Annotated in this window: 31 protein-coding genes; 25 read left to right on the top strand and 6 right to left on the bottom strand. The window is 42.2% G+C overall.

What is annotated here, in order from left to right; genetic code table 11:
* From rpsC to rplQ, 21 genes are all read left to right on the top strand, one after another.
* Positions 1-690 carry a 30S ribosomal protein S3 gene (rpsC, locus tag FJ709_RS18755; RefSeq protein ID WP_226411984.1) on the top strand — a complete coding sequence of 230 codons (690 nt, stop codon included), beginning with the start codon at positions 1-3 and terminating at the stop codon, positions 688-690.
* Positions 691-701: 11 nt separating this feature from the next.
* Positions 702-1,112 (top strand): 50S ribosomal protein L16, encoded by a 411-nt coding sequence (gene rplP / locus FJ709_RS18750; protein ID WP_124017689.1) that lies wholly within the window; start codon positions 702-704, stop codon positions 1,110-1,112.
* A complete protein-coding gene (gene rpmC / locus FJ709_RS18745) occupies positions 1,112-1,303 on the top strand; it encodes a 50S ribosomal protein L29 (protein WP_006083592.1) in 192 nt (63 codons plus the stop codon). The genes rplP and rpmC overlap by 1 nt, the downstream gene beginning before the upstream one ends.
* A complete protein-coding gene (rpsQ, locus tag FJ709_RS18740) occupies positions 1,303-1,551 on the top strand; it encodes a 30S ribosomal protein S17 (RefSeq protein WP_188922997.1) in 249 nt (82 codons plus the stop codon). Before rpmC ends, rpsQ begins: the two co-directional genes overlap by 1 nt.
* A gap of 178 nt (positions 1,552-1,729) precedes the next feature.
* On the top strand, positions 1,730-2,098 hold the full coding sequence (gene rplN / locus FJ709_RS18735; RefSeq protein WP_011494644.1) for a 50S ribosomal protein L14: 369 nt from the start codon (positions 1,730-1,732) through the stop codon (positions 2,096-2,098).
* A gap of 12 nt (positions 2,099-2,110) precedes the next feature.
* Entirely contained in the window at positions 2,111-2,425 is a 315-nt protein-coding gene (rplX, locus tag FJ709_RS18730) for a 50S ribosomal protein L24 (protein ID WP_226411983.1), read from the top strand.
* Positions 2,426-2,438: 13 nt separating this feature from the next.
* On the top strand, positions 2,439-2,978 hold the full coding sequence (rplE, locus tag FJ709_RS18725) for a 50S ribosomal protein L5 (protein WP_226411982.1): 540 nt from the start codon (positions 2,439-2,441) through the stop codon (positions 2,976-2,978).
* A 10-nt stretch (positions 2,979-2,988) separates the two neighbouring features.
* The gene (gene rpsN, locus FJ709_RS18720) at positions 2,989-3,294 is read left to right on the top strand and encodes a 30S ribosomal protein S14 (protein ID WP_226411981.1); all 306 of its coding nucleotides are present in this window, start codon (positions 2,989-2,991) and stop codon (positions 3,292-3,294) included.
* Between the two features lie 23 nt (positions 3,295-3,317).
* The gene (rpsH, locus tag FJ709_RS18715; RefSeq protein WP_188959299.1) at positions 3,318-3,710 is read left to right on the top strand and encodes a 30S ribosomal protein S8; all 393 of its coding nucleotides are present in this window, start codon (positions 3,318-3,320) and stop codon (positions 3,708-3,710) included.
* Between the two features lie 10 nt (positions 3,711-3,720).
* Positions 3,721-4,254, top strand: coding sequence for a 50S ribosomal protein L6 (rplF, locus tag FJ709_RS18710; RefSeq protein WP_226411980.1), 534 nt, complete (start codon positions 3,721-3,723; stop codon positions 4,252-4,254).
* Positions 4,255-4,264: 10 nt separating this feature from the next.
* Complete coding sequence (gene rplR, locus FJ709_RS18705) at positions 4,265-4,615, top strand: 50S ribosomal protein L18 (protein ID WP_188843805.1); 351 nt, start codon at positions 4,265-4,267, stop codon at positions 4,613-4,615.
* 10 nt (positions 4,616-4,625) lie between these two features.
* Positions 4,626-5,129: a 30S ribosomal protein S5 gene (gene rpsE / locus FJ709_RS18700; protein WP_076502247.1), complete on the top strand. Its 504-nt coding sequence runs from the start codon at positions 4,626-4,628 to the stop codon at positions 5,127-5,129.
* 6 nt (positions 5,130-5,135) lie between these two features.
* On the top strand, positions 5,136-5,324 hold the full coding sequence (gene rpmD, locus FJ709_RS18695; RefSeq protein WP_226411979.1) for a 50S ribosomal protein L30: 189 nt from the start codon (positions 5,136-5,138) through the stop codon (positions 5,322-5,324).
* Entirely contained in the window at positions 5,324-5,758 is a 435-nt protein-coding gene (gene rplO, locus FJ709_RS18690) for a 50S ribosomal protein L15 (RefSeq protein WP_226411978.1), read from the top strand. Before rpmD ends, rplO begins: the two co-directional genes overlap by 1 nt.
* Before the next feature lie 7 nt (positions 5,759-5,765).
* Positions 5,766-7,106: a preprotein translocase subunit SecY gene (secY, locus tag FJ709_RS18685; RefSeq protein WP_226411977.1), complete on the top strand. Its 1,341-nt coding sequence runs from the start codon at positions 5,766-5,768 to the stop codon at positions 7,104-7,106.
* Positions 7,107-7,129: 23 nt separating this feature from the next.
* Positions 7,130-7,243: a 50S ribosomal protein L36 gene (rpmJ, locus tag FJ709_RS18680; RefSeq protein ID WP_006083579.1), complete on the top strand. Its 114-nt coding sequence runs from the start codon at positions 7,130-7,132 to the stop codon at positions 7,241-7,243.
* Between the two features lie 118 nt (positions 7,244-7,361).
* Positions 7,362-7,718: a 30S ribosomal protein S13 gene (rpsM, locus tag FJ709_RS18675; RefSeq protein WP_226411976.1), complete on the top strand. Its 357-nt coding sequence runs from the start codon at positions 7,362-7,364 to the stop codon at positions 7,716-7,718.
* Between the two features lie 17 nt (positions 7,719-7,735).
* Positions 7,736-8,128: a 30S ribosomal protein S11 gene (gene rpsK / locus FJ709_RS18670; RefSeq protein ID WP_011635661.1), complete on the top strand. Its 393-nt coding sequence runs from the start codon at positions 7,736-7,738 to the stop codon at positions 8,126-8,128.
* Positions 8,129-8,159: 31 nt separating this feature from the next.
* Complete coding sequence (gene rpsD / locus FJ709_RS18665) at positions 8,160-8,780, top strand: 30S ribosomal protein S4 (protein ID WP_226411974.1); 621 nt, start codon at positions 8,160-8,162, stop codon at positions 8,778-8,780.
* A 24-nt stretch (positions 8,781-8,804) separates the two neighbouring features.
* On the top strand, positions 8,805-9,794 hold the full coding sequence (locus FJ709_RS18660) for a DNA-directed RNA polymerase subunit alpha (protein WP_188843792.1): 990 nt from the start codon (positions 8,805-8,807) through the stop codon (positions 9,792-9,794).
* 39 nt (positions 9,795-9,833) lie between these two features.
* Positions 9,834-10,229: a 50S ribosomal protein L17 gene (gene rplQ, locus FJ709_RS18655; protein ID WP_226411972.1), complete on the top strand. Its 396-nt coding sequence runs from the start codon at positions 9,834-9,836 to the stop codon at positions 10,227-10,229.
* Between the two features lie 809 nt (positions 10,230-11,038).
* On the opposite strand, the gene ccmE is transcribed toward rplQ, so the two are convergent.
* Genes ccmE through ccmA form a run of 5 tightly spaced genes read right to left on the bottom strand, consistent with a single transcriptional unit; the run spans position 11,039 to position 13,839 of the window.
* On the bottom strand, positions 11,039-11,536 hold the full coding sequence (ccmE, locus tag FJ709_RS18650) for a cytochrome c maturation protein CcmE (RefSeq protein WP_226411970.1): 498 nt from the start codon (positions 11,534-11,536) through the stop codon (positions 11,039-11,041).
* A complete protein-coding gene (ccmD, locus tag FJ709_RS18645; RefSeq protein ID WP_226411968.1) occupies positions 11,533-11,733 on the bottom strand; it encodes a heme exporter protein CcmD in 201 nt (66 codons plus the stop codon). Before ccmD ends, ccmE begins: the two co-directional genes overlap by 4 nt.
* A complete protein-coding gene (locus tag FJ709_RS18640; RefSeq protein ID WP_226411966.1) occupies positions 11,733-12,479 on the bottom strand; it encodes a heme ABC transporter permease in 747 nt (248 codons plus the stop codon). Before FJ709_RS18640 ends, ccmD begins: the two co-directional genes overlap by 1 nt.
* A gap of 13 nt (positions 12,480-12,492) precedes the next feature.
* Positions 12,493-13,179: a heme exporter protein CcmB gene (ccmB, locus tag FJ709_RS18635; RefSeq protein ID WP_226411964.1), complete on the bottom strand. Its 687-nt coding sequence runs from the start codon at positions 13,177-13,179 to the stop codon at positions 12,493-12,495.
* 9 nt (positions 13,180-13,188) lie between these two features.
* A complete protein-coding gene (ccmA, locus tag FJ709_RS18630) occupies positions 13,189-13,839 on the bottom strand; it encodes a cytochrome c biogenesis heme-transporting ATPase CcmA (RefSeq protein ID WP_226411962.1) in 651 nt (216 codons plus the stop codon).
* A 326-nt stretch (positions 13,840-14,165) separates the two neighbouring features.
* Here ccmA and FJ709_RS18625 point away from each other — a divergent pair, with 326 nt between their 5' ends.
* Positions 14,166-14,459, top strand: a complete 294-nt coding sequence (locus FJ709_RS18625; RefSeq protein ID WP_226411960.1) for a c-type cytochrome — start codon at positions 14,166-14,168, stop codon at positions 14,457-14,459.
* A gap of 120 nt (positions 14,460-14,579) precedes the next feature.
* Here FJ709_RS18625 and ccmI read toward each other — a convergent pair whose 3' ends face one another.
* Positions 14,580-15,851 carry a c-type cytochrome biogenesis protein CcmI gene (gene ccmI, locus FJ709_RS18620; protein WP_226411958.1) on the bottom strand — a complete coding sequence of 424 codons (1,272 nt, stop codon included), beginning with the start codon at positions 15,849-15,851 and terminating at the stop codon, positions 14,580-14,582.
* A 416-nt stretch (positions 15,852-16,267) separates the two neighbouring features.
* Between ccmI and FJ709_RS18615 the strand changes: the two genes are divergently transcribed.
* Genes FJ709_RS18615 through nrfF form a run of 3 tightly spaced genes read left to right on the top strand, consistent with a single transcriptional unit; the run spans position 16,268 to position 19,285 of the window.
* On the top strand, positions 16,268-18,244 hold the full coding sequence (locus FJ709_RS18615) for a heme lyase CcmF/NrfE family subunit (RefSeq protein ID WP_226411956.1): 1,977 nt from the start codon (positions 16,268-16,270) through the stop codon (positions 18,242-18,244).
* Between the two features lie 13 nt (positions 18,245-18,257).
* Positions 18,258-18,812 carry a DsbE family thiol:disulfide interchange protein gene (locus FJ709_RS18610; protein WP_226411954.1) on the top strand — a complete coding sequence of 185 codons (555 nt, stop codon included), beginning with the start codon at positions 18,258-18,260 and terminating at the stop codon, positions 18,810-18,812.
* Complete coding sequence (gene nrfF, locus FJ709_RS18605) at positions 18,812-19,285, top strand: heme lyase NrfEFG subunit NrfF (protein ID WP_226411952.1); 474 nt, start codon at positions 18,812-18,814, stop codon at positions 19,283-19,285. Before FJ709_RS18610 ends, nrfF begins: the two co-directional genes overlap by 1 nt.
* Positions 19,286-19,340: the final 55 nt, after the last annotated feature.

Below are 19,340 nucleotides of genomic sequence, written 5' to 3'. Positions count from 1 at the left end.
ATGGGACAGAAAGTACATCCTAATGGTATCCGTTTGGGTATCACTAAGCCTTGGATCTCTACCTGGTACGCAGATGGATCAGACTATGCAAATAATCTGAACAGCGACTGGGAAGTGCGTCAATATTTAACTGAAAAGTTAAAGGCCGCATCAGTATCTAAGATTGTCATTGAACGCCCAGCGAAAAGCATCCGCGTTACTATTCACACTGCCCGTCCAGGTGTTGTGATTGGTAAGAAAGGTGAAGACGTTGAAGTACTACGTGCATATGTGTCTAAAATCACAGGCACTACTGCTCAAATCAACATCGCTGAAATCCGTAAGCCTGAATTAGACGCTAAGCTTGTTGCTGACAGTATTGCACAGCAATTAGAGCGCCGTGTTATGTTCCGTCGTGCTATGAAGCGCGCGGTTCAAAACGCAATGCGTATTGGTGCTCAAGGCATCAAGGTTCAAGTTAGCGGCCGTTTAGGTGGTGCTGAAATCGCACGTGCAGAATGGTATCGTGAAGGTCGTGTACCTTTACATACTTTACGTGCTGATATCGACTATTCAACAGCTGAAAGTCACACGCAATATGGTGTGATTGGTATTAAAGTTTGGATCTTCAAAGGCGAAGTTCTAGACGGTATGATGCCTGCTATTGAAGAGCCAAAGCAGCAACCTAAGCGTAAGCCTCGTGGTAAATAGGAGAAACTTTAATGCTGCAACCTAAACGTATGAAGTTTCGCAAGATGTTCAAAGGCCGCAACCGCGGTCTAGCGAACGGTACTGAAGTTAGCTTTGGTACTTTCGGTTTGAAAGCAGTCGGCCGTGGCCGTTTAACTGCTCGTCAAATCGAATCTGCACGTCGTGCCATGACACGTCATGTTAAACGTCAAGGACAAATTTGGATTCGAGTTTTCCCTGACAAACCAATTACCTCTAAGCCTCTTGAAGTGCGTATGGGTAAAGGTAAAGGTAACGTTGAATACTGGGTATGTCAGATTCAACCTGGTAAGGTTCTTTATGAGATGGGTGGTGTACCTGAATCGTTGGCTCGTGAAGCCTTCGCTTTGGCATCAGCTAAACTACCTCTGAAGACTACCTTCGTAACTAAGACGGTGATGTAATGAAAGCGAGCGAACTAAGAGAAAAGAGCGTTGAAGAACTTAACGCTGAATTACTTGGTCTGCTGCGTGAGCAGTTTAACCTGCGTATGCAACACGCTACTGGTCAATTGACTCAAACGAATCAGTTGAAACTAGTGCGTCGTAACATTGCACGTGTTAAGACCATTATTACTTCTAAGGCAGGTGCGTAATGTCTGATAAAATCCGTACTTTGCAAGGTAAAGTAATTAGCAACAAAATGGAAAAATCTATTACTGTTGCTATTGAGCGCCAAGTGAAACATCCTATTTATGGGAAGTACATCAAGCGTACTACTAAGATCCATGCACATGACGAAACTAATCAGTGTAATGAAGGTGACATAGTGACTATTAGTCAGTGTCGTCCTCTATCTAAGACTAAGTCTTGGACCCTAGCTGAAGTAGTAACCAAAGCCTAATTTTATGTTAGGTTAATCTAAACGGCTCCTTATTTTGGAGCCGTTTGTTTTTTTACTATGCAATCCGATATTGTGGTGTTATACTTGCGCGCCAAAATTGAGTAAAACTATCCTCATTTTTGGCTAAATATTGTCCCAATATTGGGATTTGTGTAGTAACGATAGCGGAGCACTTAAAATGATCCAAATGCAATCGACTCTAGACGTCGCATGTAATAGTGGCGCACGTAGAGTTCAGTGTATTAAGGTCTTGGGTGGCTCTCATCGTCGTTATGCCGGTATCGGCGACATTATCAAAGTTTCTGTTAAAGAAGCGATTCCTCGCGCTAAAGCGAAGAAAGGTGATGTATATAACGCGGTGGTAGTCCGTACTAAGAAAGGCGTACGTCGTCCAGACGGTTCTGTCATTCGCTTCGATCGGAATGCAGCGGTATTGCTTAACGCAAACCTTGCACCGATTGGTACTCGTATCTTTGGACCAGTGACACGTGAATTGCGTACTGAGCAATTTATGAAGATTGTCTCTCTGGCACCTGAAGTACTGTAAGGAGCTTTCAAAATGGCAGCAAAAATCCGTCGTGAAGACGAAGTGATTGTATTAGCAGGTAAAGACAAGGGTAAACGCGGTAAGGTTTCTCAAGTTCTACCTACTGGTAAATTAATTGTTGAAGGCATCAATCTCGTTAAGAAACACCAAAAGCCAAACCCACAATTGGGCGTAGCTGGCGGCGTTATCGAGAAAGAAGCACCGATGCAAACATCAAACGTAGCGATCTTTAACCAAGCCACAGGCAAGGCAGATCGTGTTGGTTTCCGATTTGAAAACGACAAAAAAGTCCGTTTTTATAAATCGAACAGCGAACTCGTTAAGTAATTTGGAGTAAACGATGGCGAAACTGCATGATAAATATCAAGAGACTGTGATCGCTGAACTAGCTAAAAAGTTCGGTTATAGCAGTGTCATGCAAGTCCCTCGGATTGATAAAATCACCCTTAATATGGGTGTTGGTGAAGCTGTTGCAGATAAGAAAGTTATGGAGCATGCGCTTCGTGACATGACTGCAATCGCTGGCCAAAAGCCAATTGTAACTGTTGCTCGTAAATCAGTTGCTGGCTTTAAAATCCGTGAAGGCTACCCTATAGGCTGTAAAGTTACCCTGCGCGGTGAGCGCATGTGGGAATTTTTAGAGCGTCTAGTTGACATTGCAATCCCACGTATTCGTGATTTCCGTGGCTTAAGCGCTAAAGCGTTTGACGGTCGTGGTAATTACGCAATGGGTGTGAAAGAACAGATCATCTTCCCTGAGATCGATTACGATAAAATCGATAAGATTCGTGGTATGGATATTGTTATCACTACTACTGCGAAAAATGATGAAGAAGGTCGTGCTTTGTTGACCGCTTTTAACTTCCCATTTAAGAAATAAGGGTAGCATAATGGCTAAAACTTCTATGAAAGCACGTGAAGCAAAACGTGCACAGCTCGTAGCTAAGTATGCTGAAAAGCGTCTAGCACTTAAAGCTACTATCAGCAGCCCAGAGACTTCGGAAGAAGATCGTTGGGATGCGGTACTTAAGTTGCAAGCACTACCACGTGATTCAAGCGCATCGCGTCAACGCAATCGCTGTAATCAAACTGGTCGCCCACATGGCTTCTTACGTAAATTCGGCTTAAGCCGTATTAAATTACGTGAAGCAACCATGCGCGGTGAAGTTCCTGGCCTACGTAAGGCCAGCTGGTAAGCACTTGTACGGAGTAAGCTAATATGAGCATGCAAGATCCTATTGCGGATATGTTAACCCGTATTCGTAACGGCCAAGCTGCTAACCACGTATCTGTAAAGATGCCTTCAGCTAAGTTAAAAGTAGCAATTGCGAAATTACTTAAAGATGAAGGTTTCATTACTGACTACGCCGTAGCAGATGAAGCTAAGCCTGAATTAGAAATTACATTAAAGTACTTTCAAGGCAAACCAGTCGTTGAGACTATCCAGCGCGTAAGCCGTCCTGGTCTTCGTATTTACAAAGGTAAAGACGAACTTCCAAAGGTTATGGGCGGTCTGGGTATCGCAATTGTGTCCACTTCTAAAGGCTTGATGACTGATCGTGCCGCCCGCCAATTTGGCTCGGGTGGCGAGGTTATCTGCTACGTAGCGTAAGGAGTTAGTAATGTCTCGTGTTGCAAAAGCACCAGTCACTATCCCTGCTGACGTAGAGGTGACTTTAAACGAACAGACTTTAACTGTCAAAGGCAGTAAAGGAAGTCTGACTCGAGTAATCAACAATGCGGTAAATGTTGTTATCGAAGATGCACAAGTTAAGTTTCTACCTGTCGAAGGCTTTGAAAAAGCTTGGGCACAGGCAGGTACTGCACGTGCACTAGTAAACAATATGGTTGTTGGTGTATCTCAAGGTTTTGTGAAAAAACTTAAACTTGTTGGTGTAGGTTACCGTGCGAAGATCGCTGGTAGTGACTTGGACTTAACATTAGGTTTCTCACATCCATTAGTACACAAGCTACCCGCAGGCGTGACAGTAGAATGTCCTAGCCAAACTGAAATCGTCCTAACAGGCGTTGATAAACAGTTGGTTGGTCAAGTTGCTGCAAACATTCGTGGTTACCGTCCACCAGAGCCTTATAAAGGTAAAGGTGTTCGCTATGACGACGAAGTTGTACGCCGTAAAGAGGCTAAGAAGAAGTAGGTAACGCGATATGGATAAGAAAACATCTCGCTTACGTCGCGCTACTCGTGCACGTAAGAAGATCCAAGAGCTAGGCGTGAATCGTCTGGTTGTACATCGTACACCGCGTCACATTTATGCTCAGGTTATTAGTCCTGAAGCTCAGGTGTTAGCTGCCGCTTCAACTGTTGAAAAAACAGTTAAAGAGCAACTAAAGAGTACCGGAAACGTAGATGCGGCCAAAGCAATTGGTAAACTAGTTGCTGAGCGTGCGATCGAGAAGGGCGTGGCTACTGTTGCGTTCGACCGTTCTGGTTTCAAGTATCACGGACGTGTGGCTGCATTAGCAGACGCTGCTCGTGAAGCTGGCCTGAAGTTCTAAGGGGTTATAAATGGCTAAATTAGAAGCTCAGCAAAAAGACGATTTGCAAGAAAAATTGATTGCAGTTAATCGTGTTTCTAAAGTAGTTAAGGGCGGTCGTATCTTTAGCTTCACAGCACTAACAGTAGTGGGTGACGGTAACGGTAAGATTGGCTATGGCTATGGTAAAGCACGTGAAGTTCCAGCAGCGATTCAAAAAGCTATGGAAAAAGCGCGTCGTAACATTGTGACCGTTGAGTTGAATGCAGGTACTCTGCATCACCCAGTTAAAGGTCGTCATACTGGATCACTTGTGTACATGCAACCTGCATCACAAGGTACCGGTATTATTGCCGGTGGCGCAATGCGTGCCGTATTGGAAGTAGCAGGCGTTCATAACGTTCTGTCAAAAGCATACGGTTCTACTAACCCGATCAACATCGTTCGCGCTACAGTCGATGCGTTGGTGCACATGAAGTCACCTGCTCAAATCGCTGCTAAACGTGGCCTGAATGTTGACGAAATTCGGGGATAATGCACCATGGCTACTAAAACAGTTAAAGTAACACAGACCAAAAGCAGTATCGGTCGTTTACCAAAACACCGAGCTACCCTAACAGGTTTAGGTCTGCGCCGTATTGGTCATACAGTTGAGCTTGAAGATACTCCTTCAGTTCGCGGTATGATTAACAAGGTTTACTACATGGTTTCGGTGGAGGAATTAGGATAATGCGTCTAAATACTCTATCTCCAGCAGCAGGTTCTAAATCTGCTCCTAAGCGTGTTGGCCGAGGTATTGGTTCAGGTTTAGGTAAAACAGCAGGTCGTGGTCATAAGGGACAAAAGTCTCGTTCTGGCGGCGGTGTGCGTGTAGGTTTTGAAGGCGGTCAAATGCCTCTTAAAATCCGTTTACCTAAGTTCGGCTTTACATCTCGCAAAGCTTTGGTTTCAGCTGAAGTTCGTTTACTCGAACTAGCAAAAGTTAACGGTGATGTCATCGATTTAAACACTCTGAAAGCTGCGAACGTTATTACTCGCAATATCCAGTTTGCGAAAATCGTTCTTTCAGGTACCATTGAGCGCCCTGTGACTGTAAAAGGTCTAAAGGTAACCAAAGGTGCACGTGCAGCTATTGAAGCTGCCGGTGGCAAGATCGAGGAATAATACGTCGATGGCAAAACCAGGACTTGATTTAAAAAGCGCGAAAGGTGGTTTATCTGAACTGAAAACTCGCCTTCTGTTCGTGATTGGTGCGATTATCGTCTTTAGAGCCGGTTCGTTTGTACCAATTCCTGGTATTGACGCAGCTGTATTAGCAGAGCTTTTTGCTCAGCAAAAAGATACCATCCTTGGCATGTTTAACATGTTCTCGGGTGGTGCTTTAGAGCGTGCCTCTATCTTCGCATTAGGTATCATGCCGTATATTTCGGCATCGATTATTATGCAGTTATTGACTGTTGTGCATCCTGCACTTGCTGAATTGAAAAAAGAAGGCGAGTCAGGGCGTAAAAAGATAAGTCAATATACTAGATATGGCACACTTGTACTGGGTACATTGCAATCTATCGGTATCGCGACAGGTTTACCGAATTTAGTTCCTGGCCTCGTGGCCAATATTGGATTTGGTTTTTACTTTGTTGCTGTTGTAAGTTTAGTCACAGGAACTATGTTCCTGATGTGGTTAGGCGAACAGATTACCGAACGTGGTATTGGTAATGGTATCTCGATATTAATTTTCGCAGGTATTGTTGCAGGATTACCATCGGCTATCGGCTCAACAGCCGAGCAGGCGCGTCAAGGTGACTTGAATGTATTGGTACTACTGTTGCTCGCGGTTATTGTATTTGCTGTAACTTATTTTGTAGTGTTTGTGGAACGTGGACAGCGTCGAATCGTTGTTAACTATGCTAAACGTCAACAAGGCCGTAAGGTTTTTGCTGCACAAAGCACTCATTTACCACTTAAAGTAAATATGGCAGGTGTAATTCCACCAATATTTGCATCCAGCATTATTTTGTTTCCAGGCACACTGGCTCAGTGGTTTGGACAAAATGAGTCTATGTCATGGCTAAGCGATTTCGCTTTAGCTGTGTCCCCTGGACAACCGCTGTATTCATTATTGTATGCGACAGCAATTATCTTTTTCTGTTTCTTCTATACTGCGTTGGTTTTTAATCCACGCGAAACAGCTGATAATTTGAAAAAGAGTGGTGCATTCATTCCTGGGATTCGTCCCGGTGAACAGACTTCGCGTTACATTGATAAAGTAATGACACGTTTAACCTTAGCGGGTGCGTTGTATATTACCTTTATCTGCTTAATTCCGGAGTTCATGTTAATTGCGTGGAAAGTACAGTTCTATTTTGGCGGTACTTCGCTACTAATTATAGTAGTCGTGATCATGGACTTCATGGCTCAGGTTCAGACCCATATGATGTCTCATCAGTATGAGTCTGTGATGAAGAAAGCTAATCTAGTCAACAAAGCGAATTTAGATCGCTTTGGAAAATAAGTTAGCTTTTACGGAGTGATGAAATGAAAGTTCGAGCTTCCGTGAAGAAGATCTGCCGTAATTGCAAGATCGTCAAGCGTAGTGGTGTTGTTCGCGTTATATGTGTTGAACCTAAACACAAACAGCGTCAAGGCTAAGTAAGAAGTTGGTCAGCCCAATAATGGGCTGACTAAAAATATTGTTTGCAAATTTGTTGTCTGTCGAGTATCCTTTCGGGCTTTTCGCAGATAGCCTTTAACATTTAAGGAGTGCATAGTGGCCCGTATCGCTGGCATTAACATTCCTGATCAAAAGCATACAGTCATCGCATTGACTGCTATTTTTGGTATTGGACGTACAAGCGCAAGAGCAATCTGTGCTGCTACTTCAATTGCTGAAGATGCTAAGATCAAGGAATTGAGCGAAGCTCAAATAGATATCCTACGCGAAGAAGTCGCCAAATATGCTGTAGAAGGTGACTTACGTCGTGAGATTTCAATGAACATCAAGCGTCTTATGGATCTTGGTTGTTATCGTGGTCTCCGCCATCGTCGTAGCCTGCCACTTCGTGGGCAACGTACTAAGACCAATGCGCGTACGCGTAAAGGTCCACGTAAACCAATCAGAAAGTAACGGGAAGGTAAACCAAAATGGCTAAAGTTCCGTCACGTTCTCCGCGTAAGCGCGTACGTAAACAGGTTGCAGATGGCATGGCTCATATCCATGCGTCTTTCAACAACACAATCGTAACCATTACCGATCGTCAAGGTAATGCTTTATCTTGGGCTACCTCAGGTGGTTCTGGTTTTCGTGGTTCACGTAAATCGACCCCGTTTGCTGCACAGGTTGCGGCAGAGCGTGCAGGTATTGCTGCGCAAGATTATGGTGTTAAAAACCTTGAAGTTTTTGTGAAGGGTCCAGGTCCAGGACGTGAATCAGCGATTCGCGCACTGAACGCAGTTGGTTATAAAATAACCAATATTACTGATGTGACACCTATCCCTCACAATGGTTGTCGTCCACCTAAAAAACGTCGTGTATAACACTACGTTATAGGATAGTTGGAGAAAGATCATGGCAAGATACTTGGGTCCTAAGCTCAAGCTCAGCCGCCGAGAAGGTACAGACCTTTTCTTAAAAAGCGGTGTGAGAGCAATCGAATCAAAGTGTAAGCTGGAAACTGCACCTGGACAACATGGCGCACGTAAGCCACGTTTGTCTGAGTATGGTACTCAGTTACGCGAGAAACAAAAAGTTCGTCGTATTTACGGTGTGTTAGAAAAGCAATTCCGTAACTACTACAAAGAAGCTGCACGTTTAAAAGGTAATACAGGTGAAAACTTGTTACAACTTTTAGAAGTCCGCCTAGATAACGTAGTTTATCGTATGGGTTTCGGTTCTACTCGTGCAGAATCACGTCAGCTAGTAAGCCATAAATCTATTATGGTTAACGGTCGTGTAGTTAACATTCCGTCATTCAAAGTGTCTGCGAATGATGTTGTAAGCATCCGTGAAAAATCACGCACTCAAGCTCGTATTAAAGCGGCTTTAGAAGTGGCTGGTCAACGCGAAAAGCCTACATGGGTAGAAGTCGACAATGCGAAAATGGAAGGTGCTTTCAAGCGTCTACCAGAACGTAGCGATTTGTCTGCGGATATTAACGAACAGCTGATCGTCGAGCTTTACTCTAAGTAAAGCTAACAAACAAGAGAGGACACAATGCAGGGTTCTGTTACAGAATTTCTTAAACCGCGTCTCGTTGAAATTGAGCAGGTTAATTCAACTCGCGCCAAAGTTACACTAGAACCGCTAGAACGTGGTTTTGGCCATACCTTAGGTAACGCGTTGCGTCGCATCCTATTGTCATCTATGCCCGGCTGTGCTGTTACAGAAGTCGAGATTGATGGCGTACTGCACGAATACAGCAGTAAGGAAGGCGTACAAGAAGATATCCTTGAGATATTGTTAAATCTTAAAGGTTTAGCGGTAACTATCGAGGGTAAAGACGAGGCTATGCTTACGTTAAGTAAGTCCGGCACAGGCCCTGTTACAGCAGCAGATATCACGCATGATGGCGATGTTACCATCATGAATCCTGATCATATTATCTGTCATTTGACTGGTAATAATGACATCAGCATGCGTATCCGTGTTGAACGTGGTCGTGGTTATGTACCTGCTTCGGCTCGTGCACAAACCGAAGACGACGATCGTCCAATTGGTCGCCTGTTGGTTGATGCGTCTTTCTCACCTGTAGCTCGCATTGCATACAATGTTGAAGCTGCGCGTGTAGAACAGCGCACAGACTTAGATAAGCTTGTAATCGATATGACCACTAATGGTACTATCGATCCTGAGGAGGCAATTCGTCGCTCAGCAACTATTTTAGCCGAACAGCTAGATGCCTTTGTTGATTTACGTGAGCCTGCAGCTAAGCCTGAGGAAGATGATAAACCGGAATTCGATCCGATATTGTTGCGTCCTGTCGACGATTTAGAGCTAACTGTACGTTCGGCTAACTGTTTGAAAGCCGAAGCGATTCATTACATCGGTGATCTGGTACAACGCACTGAAGTTGAGTTGTTGAAAACCCCTAACTTAGGTAAGAAATCTCTTACTGAAATTAAGGACGTTTTAGCATCTCGCGGACTGTCGTTAGGTATGCGTCTTGAAAACTGGCCTCCAGCTAGTTTAGCAGACGACCTATAAGTCTCAGGTTAGTACAGATTAAGGTTATAAGGATTAGTCATGCGCCATCGTAAGAGTGGTCGTCAACTAAATCGTAACAGCAGTCATCGCCAAGCTATGTTCCGTAACATGGCATGCTCACTAGTTCGTCATGAGATAATCAAGACAACTGTAGCAAAAGCGAAAGAATTGCGTCGCGTAGTTGAACCTCTAATAACATTAGCTAAAGTAGACAGCGTTGCAAATCGCCGTTTAGCTTTCGCTCGTACCCGCGACGCTGAAGTTGTAGGTAAGTTATTTACTGAATTGGGTCCACGCTTCCAGGAACGTCCTGGTGGTTACACTCGTATTCTTAAGTGCGGTCTTCGTACCGGTGATAAAGCCCCAATGGCTTACATCGAGTTAGTAGGTCGTCCTGAAGCTGCTGAAGCTGTTGAAGTTGAAGCCGCAGAGTAATTAATCTTTAATTACTTATTAAAAACCGAGCCTAGGCTCGGTTTTTTTATATCCACTTTTCAGCTTTCTTATCCCTTGTTTTATTCTACTTAGCATTATCTGCAATTTTTTACGTTCACAGTAGTCTTTAGTAACTAACAACGGGTTAATATCAGTTGTTATCAAGTGTGTAATCTAATGAAAATGTACAGTTTAGTAAGCTTTCAGTAGCTTCAGCATGCTCATCGGAACGCTGCATAAGCGTTTGTTGCACTCTCAAACATGCTAAATCGATAATTTGTCTTTATTTTATGAAATTAAATTATGATTTGGCTTTCTGGTGTCTATTTGGAACTGTAATAATTATGCTTATTTTGCGGTTACCTTAGTTCCACTTACTCGCAAATAAGTCGATGAGGATTGTCTTGTTCGCCAGATTGAGAATTGATGACTAAAGATTCGAATATAGTATTCGAGTCACCTGTGCTAAAGAATAGGATGAATAACAGCTACCAATGCTTGCGACATAAAAGCTTTAAGTTAATGCCTCTTCAGCTCGATCACTACAAACAAAATTTGAGTCGTTGTGGAAGTTGTTCAAATATTACACTGACGTAACGCCAAATGAGTCAGACCGTTTATATTTGAATCGCACTAAAACCGCGGCAAATTTAACTTGACCAATAATTTTTTATACGAATATAAAAAAGACCGAATCTTTTGGATTCAGTCTTTTTATTCAAAGAGATTATTTATCTAGTTATAAGAACCAATATCTATTTCAACTCTATTAATTTATAGGCTTTGAATTTATAGTTTCTCAATAAAAATTACTGATATTTATAGCCCTTTGGCTCTGCGCCTTCTGGGTAATCTAGTTTTTTGTGGGTTTGTCCCATCGCTTCAGCAACTTCTGGTGGCATATAATTTTCATCATGCTTTGCAAGTACTTCAGTTGCTTCCAGCTTACCTGATTCCACTAATACGCCTTGAGCGACTATTCCCTGGCCTTCGCGGAATAAATCTGGAAGAAGATCGTCAAATGTCACAATGATTTCGCCACCTACTGAGTCATGTACCGCGAATTCCACATGTAAACTGCTTGGGTCGCGTATCATAGAGCCAACAGTGACCATGCCGCCTACGCGAATACGCTGTCCAATCTCTGGCTTAACTCCAGTGTCATTCTTACCATGTACAATTTCATATGGTGTATAAAACAAGTTCAAATTGGTATTTAACGCGTACAGTAAAAGTGAAGCGACACCTGCGACACCTGCGATTAAAGCTACTGCCAGTGTGAGTCTTTTTTTACGTCTTGGGTTCACGATTTATTACCTCTCGATTCTTTTAATCGTTCTTCTCTGATAATCTTTTTAGATATCTCAATAAGAACTTTTTTCCGTTGGCTAAGACTATGAATGATCAAAATAGCCAAACTGCCAAATGTTACACCGTAAGCTAACCATACAAAGAACGCATAGCCGCCCATATCTAAAAATTCTGCTAATGTATCGAATTGCATTATTTTGTCGCCTCCGCGTTAGCTAAATCACGAACCCAAGGACGCATTCCGTTACGTGCCAATACTTCTGCTCTATATCTTACTATGGTTAATGCTCCTATCATCATGCCAAATCCAGCAATATTGATAAGTAGTGGATAGAGCATATCTCCAGTCATTGTAGATTTTTCTGTAATCTTGATTGTGGCAGGTTGATGTAAGCTGCTCCACCATTCAACTGAATACTTGATAATTGGAATATTGATTACCCCAACAATGGCCAATATGCCTGCAGCTCTTCCTGCCAATACTTTGTCCTCAAATGAGGCGTAAAGTGCAATAACACCCAAGTAAAGGAATAATAGTACTAGTTCTGAAGTTAAACGAGCATCCCAAACCCACCATGTACCCCACATAGGTTTTCCCCATGCAGCGCCAGTAAATAATGCGATAAAAGTAATCACTGCACCAATAGGCGCAATAGATGCAGCAGCCCAATCGGCGGCTTTAATCTGCCAGACGATACCTATGAATGAAGCGGTTGCCATCCCCATGTAGGCTGCCATTGACATGGATGCAGCTGGAACATGTATATATATTATTCTGAAGCTATCACCTTGCTGGTAATCCATTGGTGCGTATAGCAAGCCCCATGTCGTACCAACGCCTATCATTGCAATTGCTAAACATGCAAACCAGGGCAGCATTTTTCCAGCTAGATTGTAAGACCGCTCAGGGTCTGCATATGAATTAAGCCATTTCCACATCTTATTCCACATATTAATTTGTACTCACACGTAAGGAGGCGCCAATTGCGAATGGTGCCATGATTAACGAACCAACCAGCATAGCGGCAATAATTGCTAGCTGACCATCATAAGGTAAATTCATCCCTGCAGCATCGATAGCACTTGTAGCAAAAATCAACACTGGTATATATAAAGGCAATATTAATAGGGTTAGTAATACACCACCTTTACTGAGCCCAACAGTAAGAGCCACACCAATTGCGCCTAATAGTGACAGAACCGGTGTTCCCAACGCTAAGGTAGCCATTAAAGCAACATAACTATTACCTTCTAAATGAAGCAATACCGCCAACAATGGTGACACGAGTATTAATGGCACACCCGTTAAAATCCAATGAGCTAAGACCTTAGCCAATACCATAATCGCTAGCGGCTGAGGACTAAGTAACATTTGCTCTAAGCTACCGTCGCTGTAATCCGCTTTAAAGAGCCTTTCCAGTGACAGCATTGATGCCAGTAGAGCTGCTACCCATATTATGCCTGGAGCTACACGTGTTAGTACTTGGGGTTCTGGTCCAATTCCTAGTGGGAATAGAGTTACCACCATAATAAAAAATAACAGTGGGTTAAATATGTCACCACGATGTCTAACCGCAATTTTCAAATCACGTTTTAACAAGGTCACAAACGCGCTGCTGTAGCTAATACCTCTGTTCATTATTGAGCCTTATACAAAACGATAATCGAGAGTGATTTTACGAAGATTAGGCTCAGCAATTAAACTCATATCTTGATGAGTTGTGATAATTACACATCCACCGCTATTAGCATGCTCTAAAAAGAGTTGCTCTAGCTCTTCAACACCTTTTTTATCGATAGCGGTAAAAGGCTCATCTAATATCCATATTTTACAATTGGTATGCCATAACCTTGCTAACGCTGTTCTACGGTGTTGCCCTGCAGATAGATGTCCTGCTAATGCTTCTTCAAACCCGCTTAAGTTTACTTTGGCTAAAATGTCAGACGTTCTATAGTCATCATAACCACTGATTCTTAAATTGAAGTTAAGATTTTCTTCTGCGGTTAATTCACTTTTAACGCCGGCTAGGTGCCCTAAATAAAGTAAATTTTCATTAAACTCATCACGCGATCGAATGATGTTGTGTTTTAAGTACAGTACATCCCCTGAATAAGGACGGGATAAGCCTGCTAAAATACGCAATAAGCTTGTTTTTCCGGAGCCATTTGGACCTTCAATTTGAACGATATCCCCAGACATGATATCAAAGCTAAGCTCGTCAAATAATAAACGCTCTTCGCGAATGCATGTTAGGTTGTTTGCACTGATCAAGGGAGTGGATGATGTTATTTTTGTCACTGAACCCTCTATTTAATCGACGAATAAAGACTAAAAAGATATTAACATAAACAGTATTATGCAGTTACCTTTAGCTACCATTAAGTGCTCGCAATTTGATATAGTTCCAATAAAATTAATAAAATGCGAGTTTTTTCAACATTTGCTAATATATTACTTGAACTGGTTAATATTGGCTGGTTTGAATGCCAAGGTGAGATTGTTATCACAAAAAGGTGAGATTTTTTGCAGTATGTAGTAACCTAGTAGAGCTAAAAATAGTCTGCCTTCTAAAAATAACAGGCAGTGTTGAGCTTTGTATTTATTTGCAATTAGGAACGTTGAACATGAAAAAATTGTTAGCAATGACTGCAGTAGCTGCCTTAACTTTGTCTGCGAATGTATTTGCTCAAGAAGGTGAAGCTGTATATAACAAGGCATGTCAAGTATGTCACAGCATGGGTGTGGCCGGTGCGCCTAAATCTCACGATGTTGCTGCTTGGGAACCTCGTTTAGCTAAAGGTGTTGATGCGCTAGTAAACTCTGTTAAGACAGGTTTAAATGCAATGCCACCAGGTGGTATGTGTACTGACTGTTCTGACGAAGATTACAAGAACGCTATTGAGTTCATGTCTAAGTAATACTTCTTTAAGAATATAAAAACCGGCCTAATAGCCGGTTTTTTTATGGATGCCTGCAAGCAAATTTGTCGTAAAATCTTATATTAAGTAGAACCTAATAAGTTTTCCTTAATATCTAAGTTATTGAACTATTGTGTTCAATACCAGCGTGGTTTTACCGCCAACCTTAACAGCATCCACAATACCTTTCATGTCACCCGCTTGTGGTTTGACGCTGCCATGTTTAGATAGCACGGCAATAATCTCAACCTCGCTAGCACCACTTAATTTTACATCGCCTCCCATAGAAGTACTATCATCTAAGGTAATGGTCAGTGGTAAATCGCTAGCATTGACTTTAGTCGCCGCTAAAGGCACTTTTGGTCCTTGAGTTGCGCGAGCAAAAATAAATACTTGATCATTTGGCCCAACCTTAGATGCTAATTCCGGTGCAACTTCGACCATAACACTGACAGTTTTTGCAATTGTTGTACCTGCTTCAGTGGCGCTATTTTTAACAGCACTGTGGGCATCATCATTTGGCATGGCTCCCGTATCTGATTGCATACTCATTTTAGCAGACTGAATAGCATTCATTAATGCTGTGCGGTCAACATCACTACGGTCACTATCTAAAATAGCTTGCCATGCATTAATTGCATCTTGATATTGAGCATTAAAAAAGGCGTCCATTCCGACAAGTAATAATGTAGATGGATCTTGTGCATCCAAAGCTAATGACTGCTCAATAATAGCCTGAATATCTGGCGTGAGCTTCTGACCTGCCTGGTAATACATCGCCGTTGCTTTAGGGCCTAGTAATTCAGCGTGGGTTCCGACTAATTCCATGACTTTATCGAATGCAGCAACAGCTTTATTATATTGGTTTGCTGAAATATAAGCATGACCTAGGCTAAACCATGCTTGGCTGTTTTCAGGAGCTTGTTGAACATCTGCCTCCATCATCTGCACACGCTGAGCCATAATTTGTTCATTACTCATGCCTTGATGCGGATTATTAGCTTGTGGCGGATTTGCCAGTTCATTATACGCACCAAGCTGCTGATAGAAGTAACCTGTTAGTCCCAACACTACTATGGTCATCAAAGAGGGCCATAAAATACCTTTTGGTTTTGCAGCAGCAAGTGAGTCATCACCCTTATGCTTCATATCCTGCAATAAACTAATTTCTAGTTCCTGCTTTAATGCGTCAAATTCATTCTGATCATGTAAATCGTTTTGTAATTCTTTCTCAAGAATGCCTAAACGTTCATTAAAAAGTTCAAGGTTAGTTTGTTTACGGACGCCAGACTCTTCAGCTTGAAGTAACTTTGTCTGACGAAAATGAGGTACCCAAATCATCATTAAACCGATAATAAGGACAAGCGCGATAAGAATCCAAAATGTGGTCATCGTTTCAATATTCACTTTTAGTTTATAGAAAAGCGGGGGTTCCGCTGAGCTTGATTACACGATTATACGTAAAGATTATTAATTGAATAGTAATATAAGGAAGATATAAAGCTCAATCTTGAGAGTTGAGCACTGGTTCACAATTTAAATTGATCACATTAAATGGTAGAAACTTTAGATCATTTTGTTAGTCTTATCGCTGTGTGATTGTGATTAGAGACTTTTGATCTTACTGCGTACCGATAATGAGACAAGTAACCCAGTTTTGCACGAAAGTGGCAGACATGTGAGCTGGCAAGCTCTAAAATGATTTAAAATTCGCTTAAGCTAATGTGAGTATAGTAACGTATGCTCATCACCTGCATTAACGTGGTTTGTCGATATCAAATCAATGTTTTTATAACTAAGGAATACCCATGATTCCAGAAATTGGACATTTTTCACTGATAATAGGTTTGGCATTTGCCATGTTATTAGCCAGTGTTCCATTAATAGGTGCTGCCAAGAAAGATGCATATTTAGTGAGATATGCCTGGCCTCTTGCATACGGTATGTTTTTCTTTATTCTAGTTTCAGTAGTTATATTGGGCTACAGCTTTGCGGTTGATGACTTCTCAGTCGCCTATGTTGCACATCATTCAAATTCACAATTACCCATCTTCTTTAAAATTGCTGCAGTATGGGGCGGTCATGAAGGTTCATTATTATTCTGGGTATTCTCATTGTCAGTTTGGGCGACAGCTGTAGCCATGTTCAGTAAAGGCTTAGAAGAAGTCTTTACTGCGAGGGTATTAGCAGTACTAGCAATGATTATTGTTGGTTTTACCTTATTTATGGTTCTAACCTCCAGTCCATTTGAACGTATATTTCCAATACCAATGGAAGGGCGCGACTTAAATCCAATGTTGCAAGATGTGGGACTAATCTTCCACCCACCAATGTTGTATCTTGGTTATGTAGGTTTCTCGGTAAGCTTTGCCTTCGCTATTGCTGCACTAATGAGTGGTAGTTTAGATTCAGCCTGGGCTCGTTGGTCTCGTCCTTGGACGTTGGCTGCTTGGGTATTCTTAACTGGCGGTATCTCACTAGGCTCTTGGTGGGCATACTATGAATTAGGCTGGGGTGGTTGGTGGTTCTGGGATCCAGTTGAAAATGCTTCCTTTATGCCTTGGCTAATAGGTACAGCATTGGTTCACTCTTTAGTGGTAACTGAAAAGCGTGGTGCATTCCGTAATTGGACTGTTTTGCTATCAATCTTTGCTTTCTCATTAAGCTTACTGGGCACCTTTATTGTGCGTTCCGGCGTACTCACATCGGTGCATTCATTTGCAGCAGATCCAAGCCGTGGTATGTTTATTCTGCTTCTACTGGCAATTGCCGTTGGTGGCTCTTTAACTCTGTTTGCTTTCCGTGCCAGCGAAATGAGCAGTCCTGCTCGATTTGAACTCAAGTCTAAAGAAACCATGTTGTTGGTTTGTAACGTACTATTAACCGTAGCTGCAGGTACCGTTCTACTTGGAACCTTATATCCGTTGCTTATAGATGCGCTTGGTATGGGTAAAATTTCTGTAGGACCTCCATATTTCAACGCGGTATTCGTTCCAATCGTGTTAGTACTGTTTGGCTTTATGGGTATTGGTCCAATCATTCGCTGGAAGAAATCAAAGCAAGGCGAGATCAAGCGTCAATTGCTTGTGCCTGCAATGGTTGCAGCAGTGATCGGTTTGTCTGTACCTTTCCTCATGGGCGGCGAATTCAATATATGGGTTGTACTTGGCATTACTGCGGCAACATGGGTGACATTATCGACATTCCGCGCTGCATACAATATGGTTAAAGGAACAGATGGCAGCATCAGTTTAACCCGTATTGGGCGTAGCCAACTTGGAATGATCATGGCCCACTTAGGTATTGCCGTCTCAATTGTTGGTGCTACTATGGTATCGAACTACTCAATAGAGAAAAGTGTTCGCATGGGGCCAGGAATCAGTCAAGAGTTAGCGGGTTACACATTCAAGTATCTTGAAACTAAGAATGTCGTTGGTCCAAACTACACAGCACAACAAGGTCAAATAGAAATCTATCAAGATGATCAATACATTACCTTATTAAAACCGGATCGTCGTCAATACAATGTTCGTACAATGGACATGACAGAAGCCGGTATCGATTGGGGTTTATTCCGTGACTTATATGTCACCATGGGTGACCCAATCAGTGCGACCGAGTTTGCTGTACGTCTAAACTACAAACCTTTTGTACGTTGGTTATGGTTCGGATCAATCTTTATGATGATTGGTGGTTTCCTTGCTGCATCAGATAAGCGTTATCGCGTAAAGAGCACGGCTGCCGAAGTGAACGACAAAGCAAAAGAAAAGTTAGCGACAGCTTAAAAACGGAGAATTTATGAAAAAGTTGGTGCTGTTTATACCTCTAGCCTTATTTTTGGTGATGGGAATATTCTTATATCAAGGTTTATTCCTTAATCCACAAAAGCTGGATTCAGCATTAGAAGGGAAGCCGGTACCGGCTTTCCAACTTGAGAGACTTGAAACCCCTGGTGAACTGTTGACTGAAGCTGATTTAAAAGGTCAAGTTTCATTATTAAACGTGTGGGCCACCTGGTGTCCTGCATGTAAATATGAACATCCTTTTTTAACTATGTTGTCTCGTCGTAATATTATGCCTATATATGGTATTAATTATCGCGACGAGCGAGCACTGGCAATAAAAGAGCTACAGCGCGAAGGGGACCCATATACAATCAACTTTTATGATAAAGATGGTCGTTTAGGTTTGGATCTCGGGGTATATGGTGCGCCAGAAACATTTATCATTGATCATAATGGCATTATACGATTTCGCTATGCAGGCCCAATTGATCAAAATATTTGGCAAGATACCTTATATCCAATGGTTCAGCAGCTACAAGCTGAAGCTAAAGCGGATGGAGCTGCGTAATGAAATTAGTTAATTTATCGTTCGCGTTAGTTATTGGTTTGTTATCTAGTGTAGTGGTCCATGCTACACCAGTAGATACCTATGAATTCAAAACACCCAGTAATCAAAAGCGTGCTATTTCACTCGCACATGAGTTGCGTTGCCCACAATGTCAAAACCAAAACTTAGTCGATTCTAATTCGCCAGTCGCGCAAGATTTGCGATTAGAAGTTTATAAGATGGTTGATGATGGTAAGTCAGATGAGCAAATTGTAGAGTTCATGACAAGTCGTTATGGTGACTTTGTACTTTATAATCCGCGACTTGATCCAAAAACATATGTTCTTTGGATTGGTCCTTTTGCGCTGCTATTTATAGGCTTCATTGTTGGCGCGATACTTATTCGCCGCCAGAGAAATGTAAAATATGCCCATGCCGAGATGTCAGCTGAAGATAAACAGCAGCTTGATGAATTACTAAAACGTAATAAATAACCTCAGTCCAGTATATAAAGACTTTTCAAACCGCTCTTTGTTTTGTTAACAGCGT

Origin of the sequence: Shewanella glacialimarina, assembly GCF_020511155.1 — a bacterium.
GTDB lineage: Bacteria > Pseudomonadota > Gammaproteobacteria > Enterobacterales > Shewanellaceae > Shewanella > Shewanella glacialimarina.
This window is presented reverse-complemented; position numbering and strand designations above follow the sequence as displayed.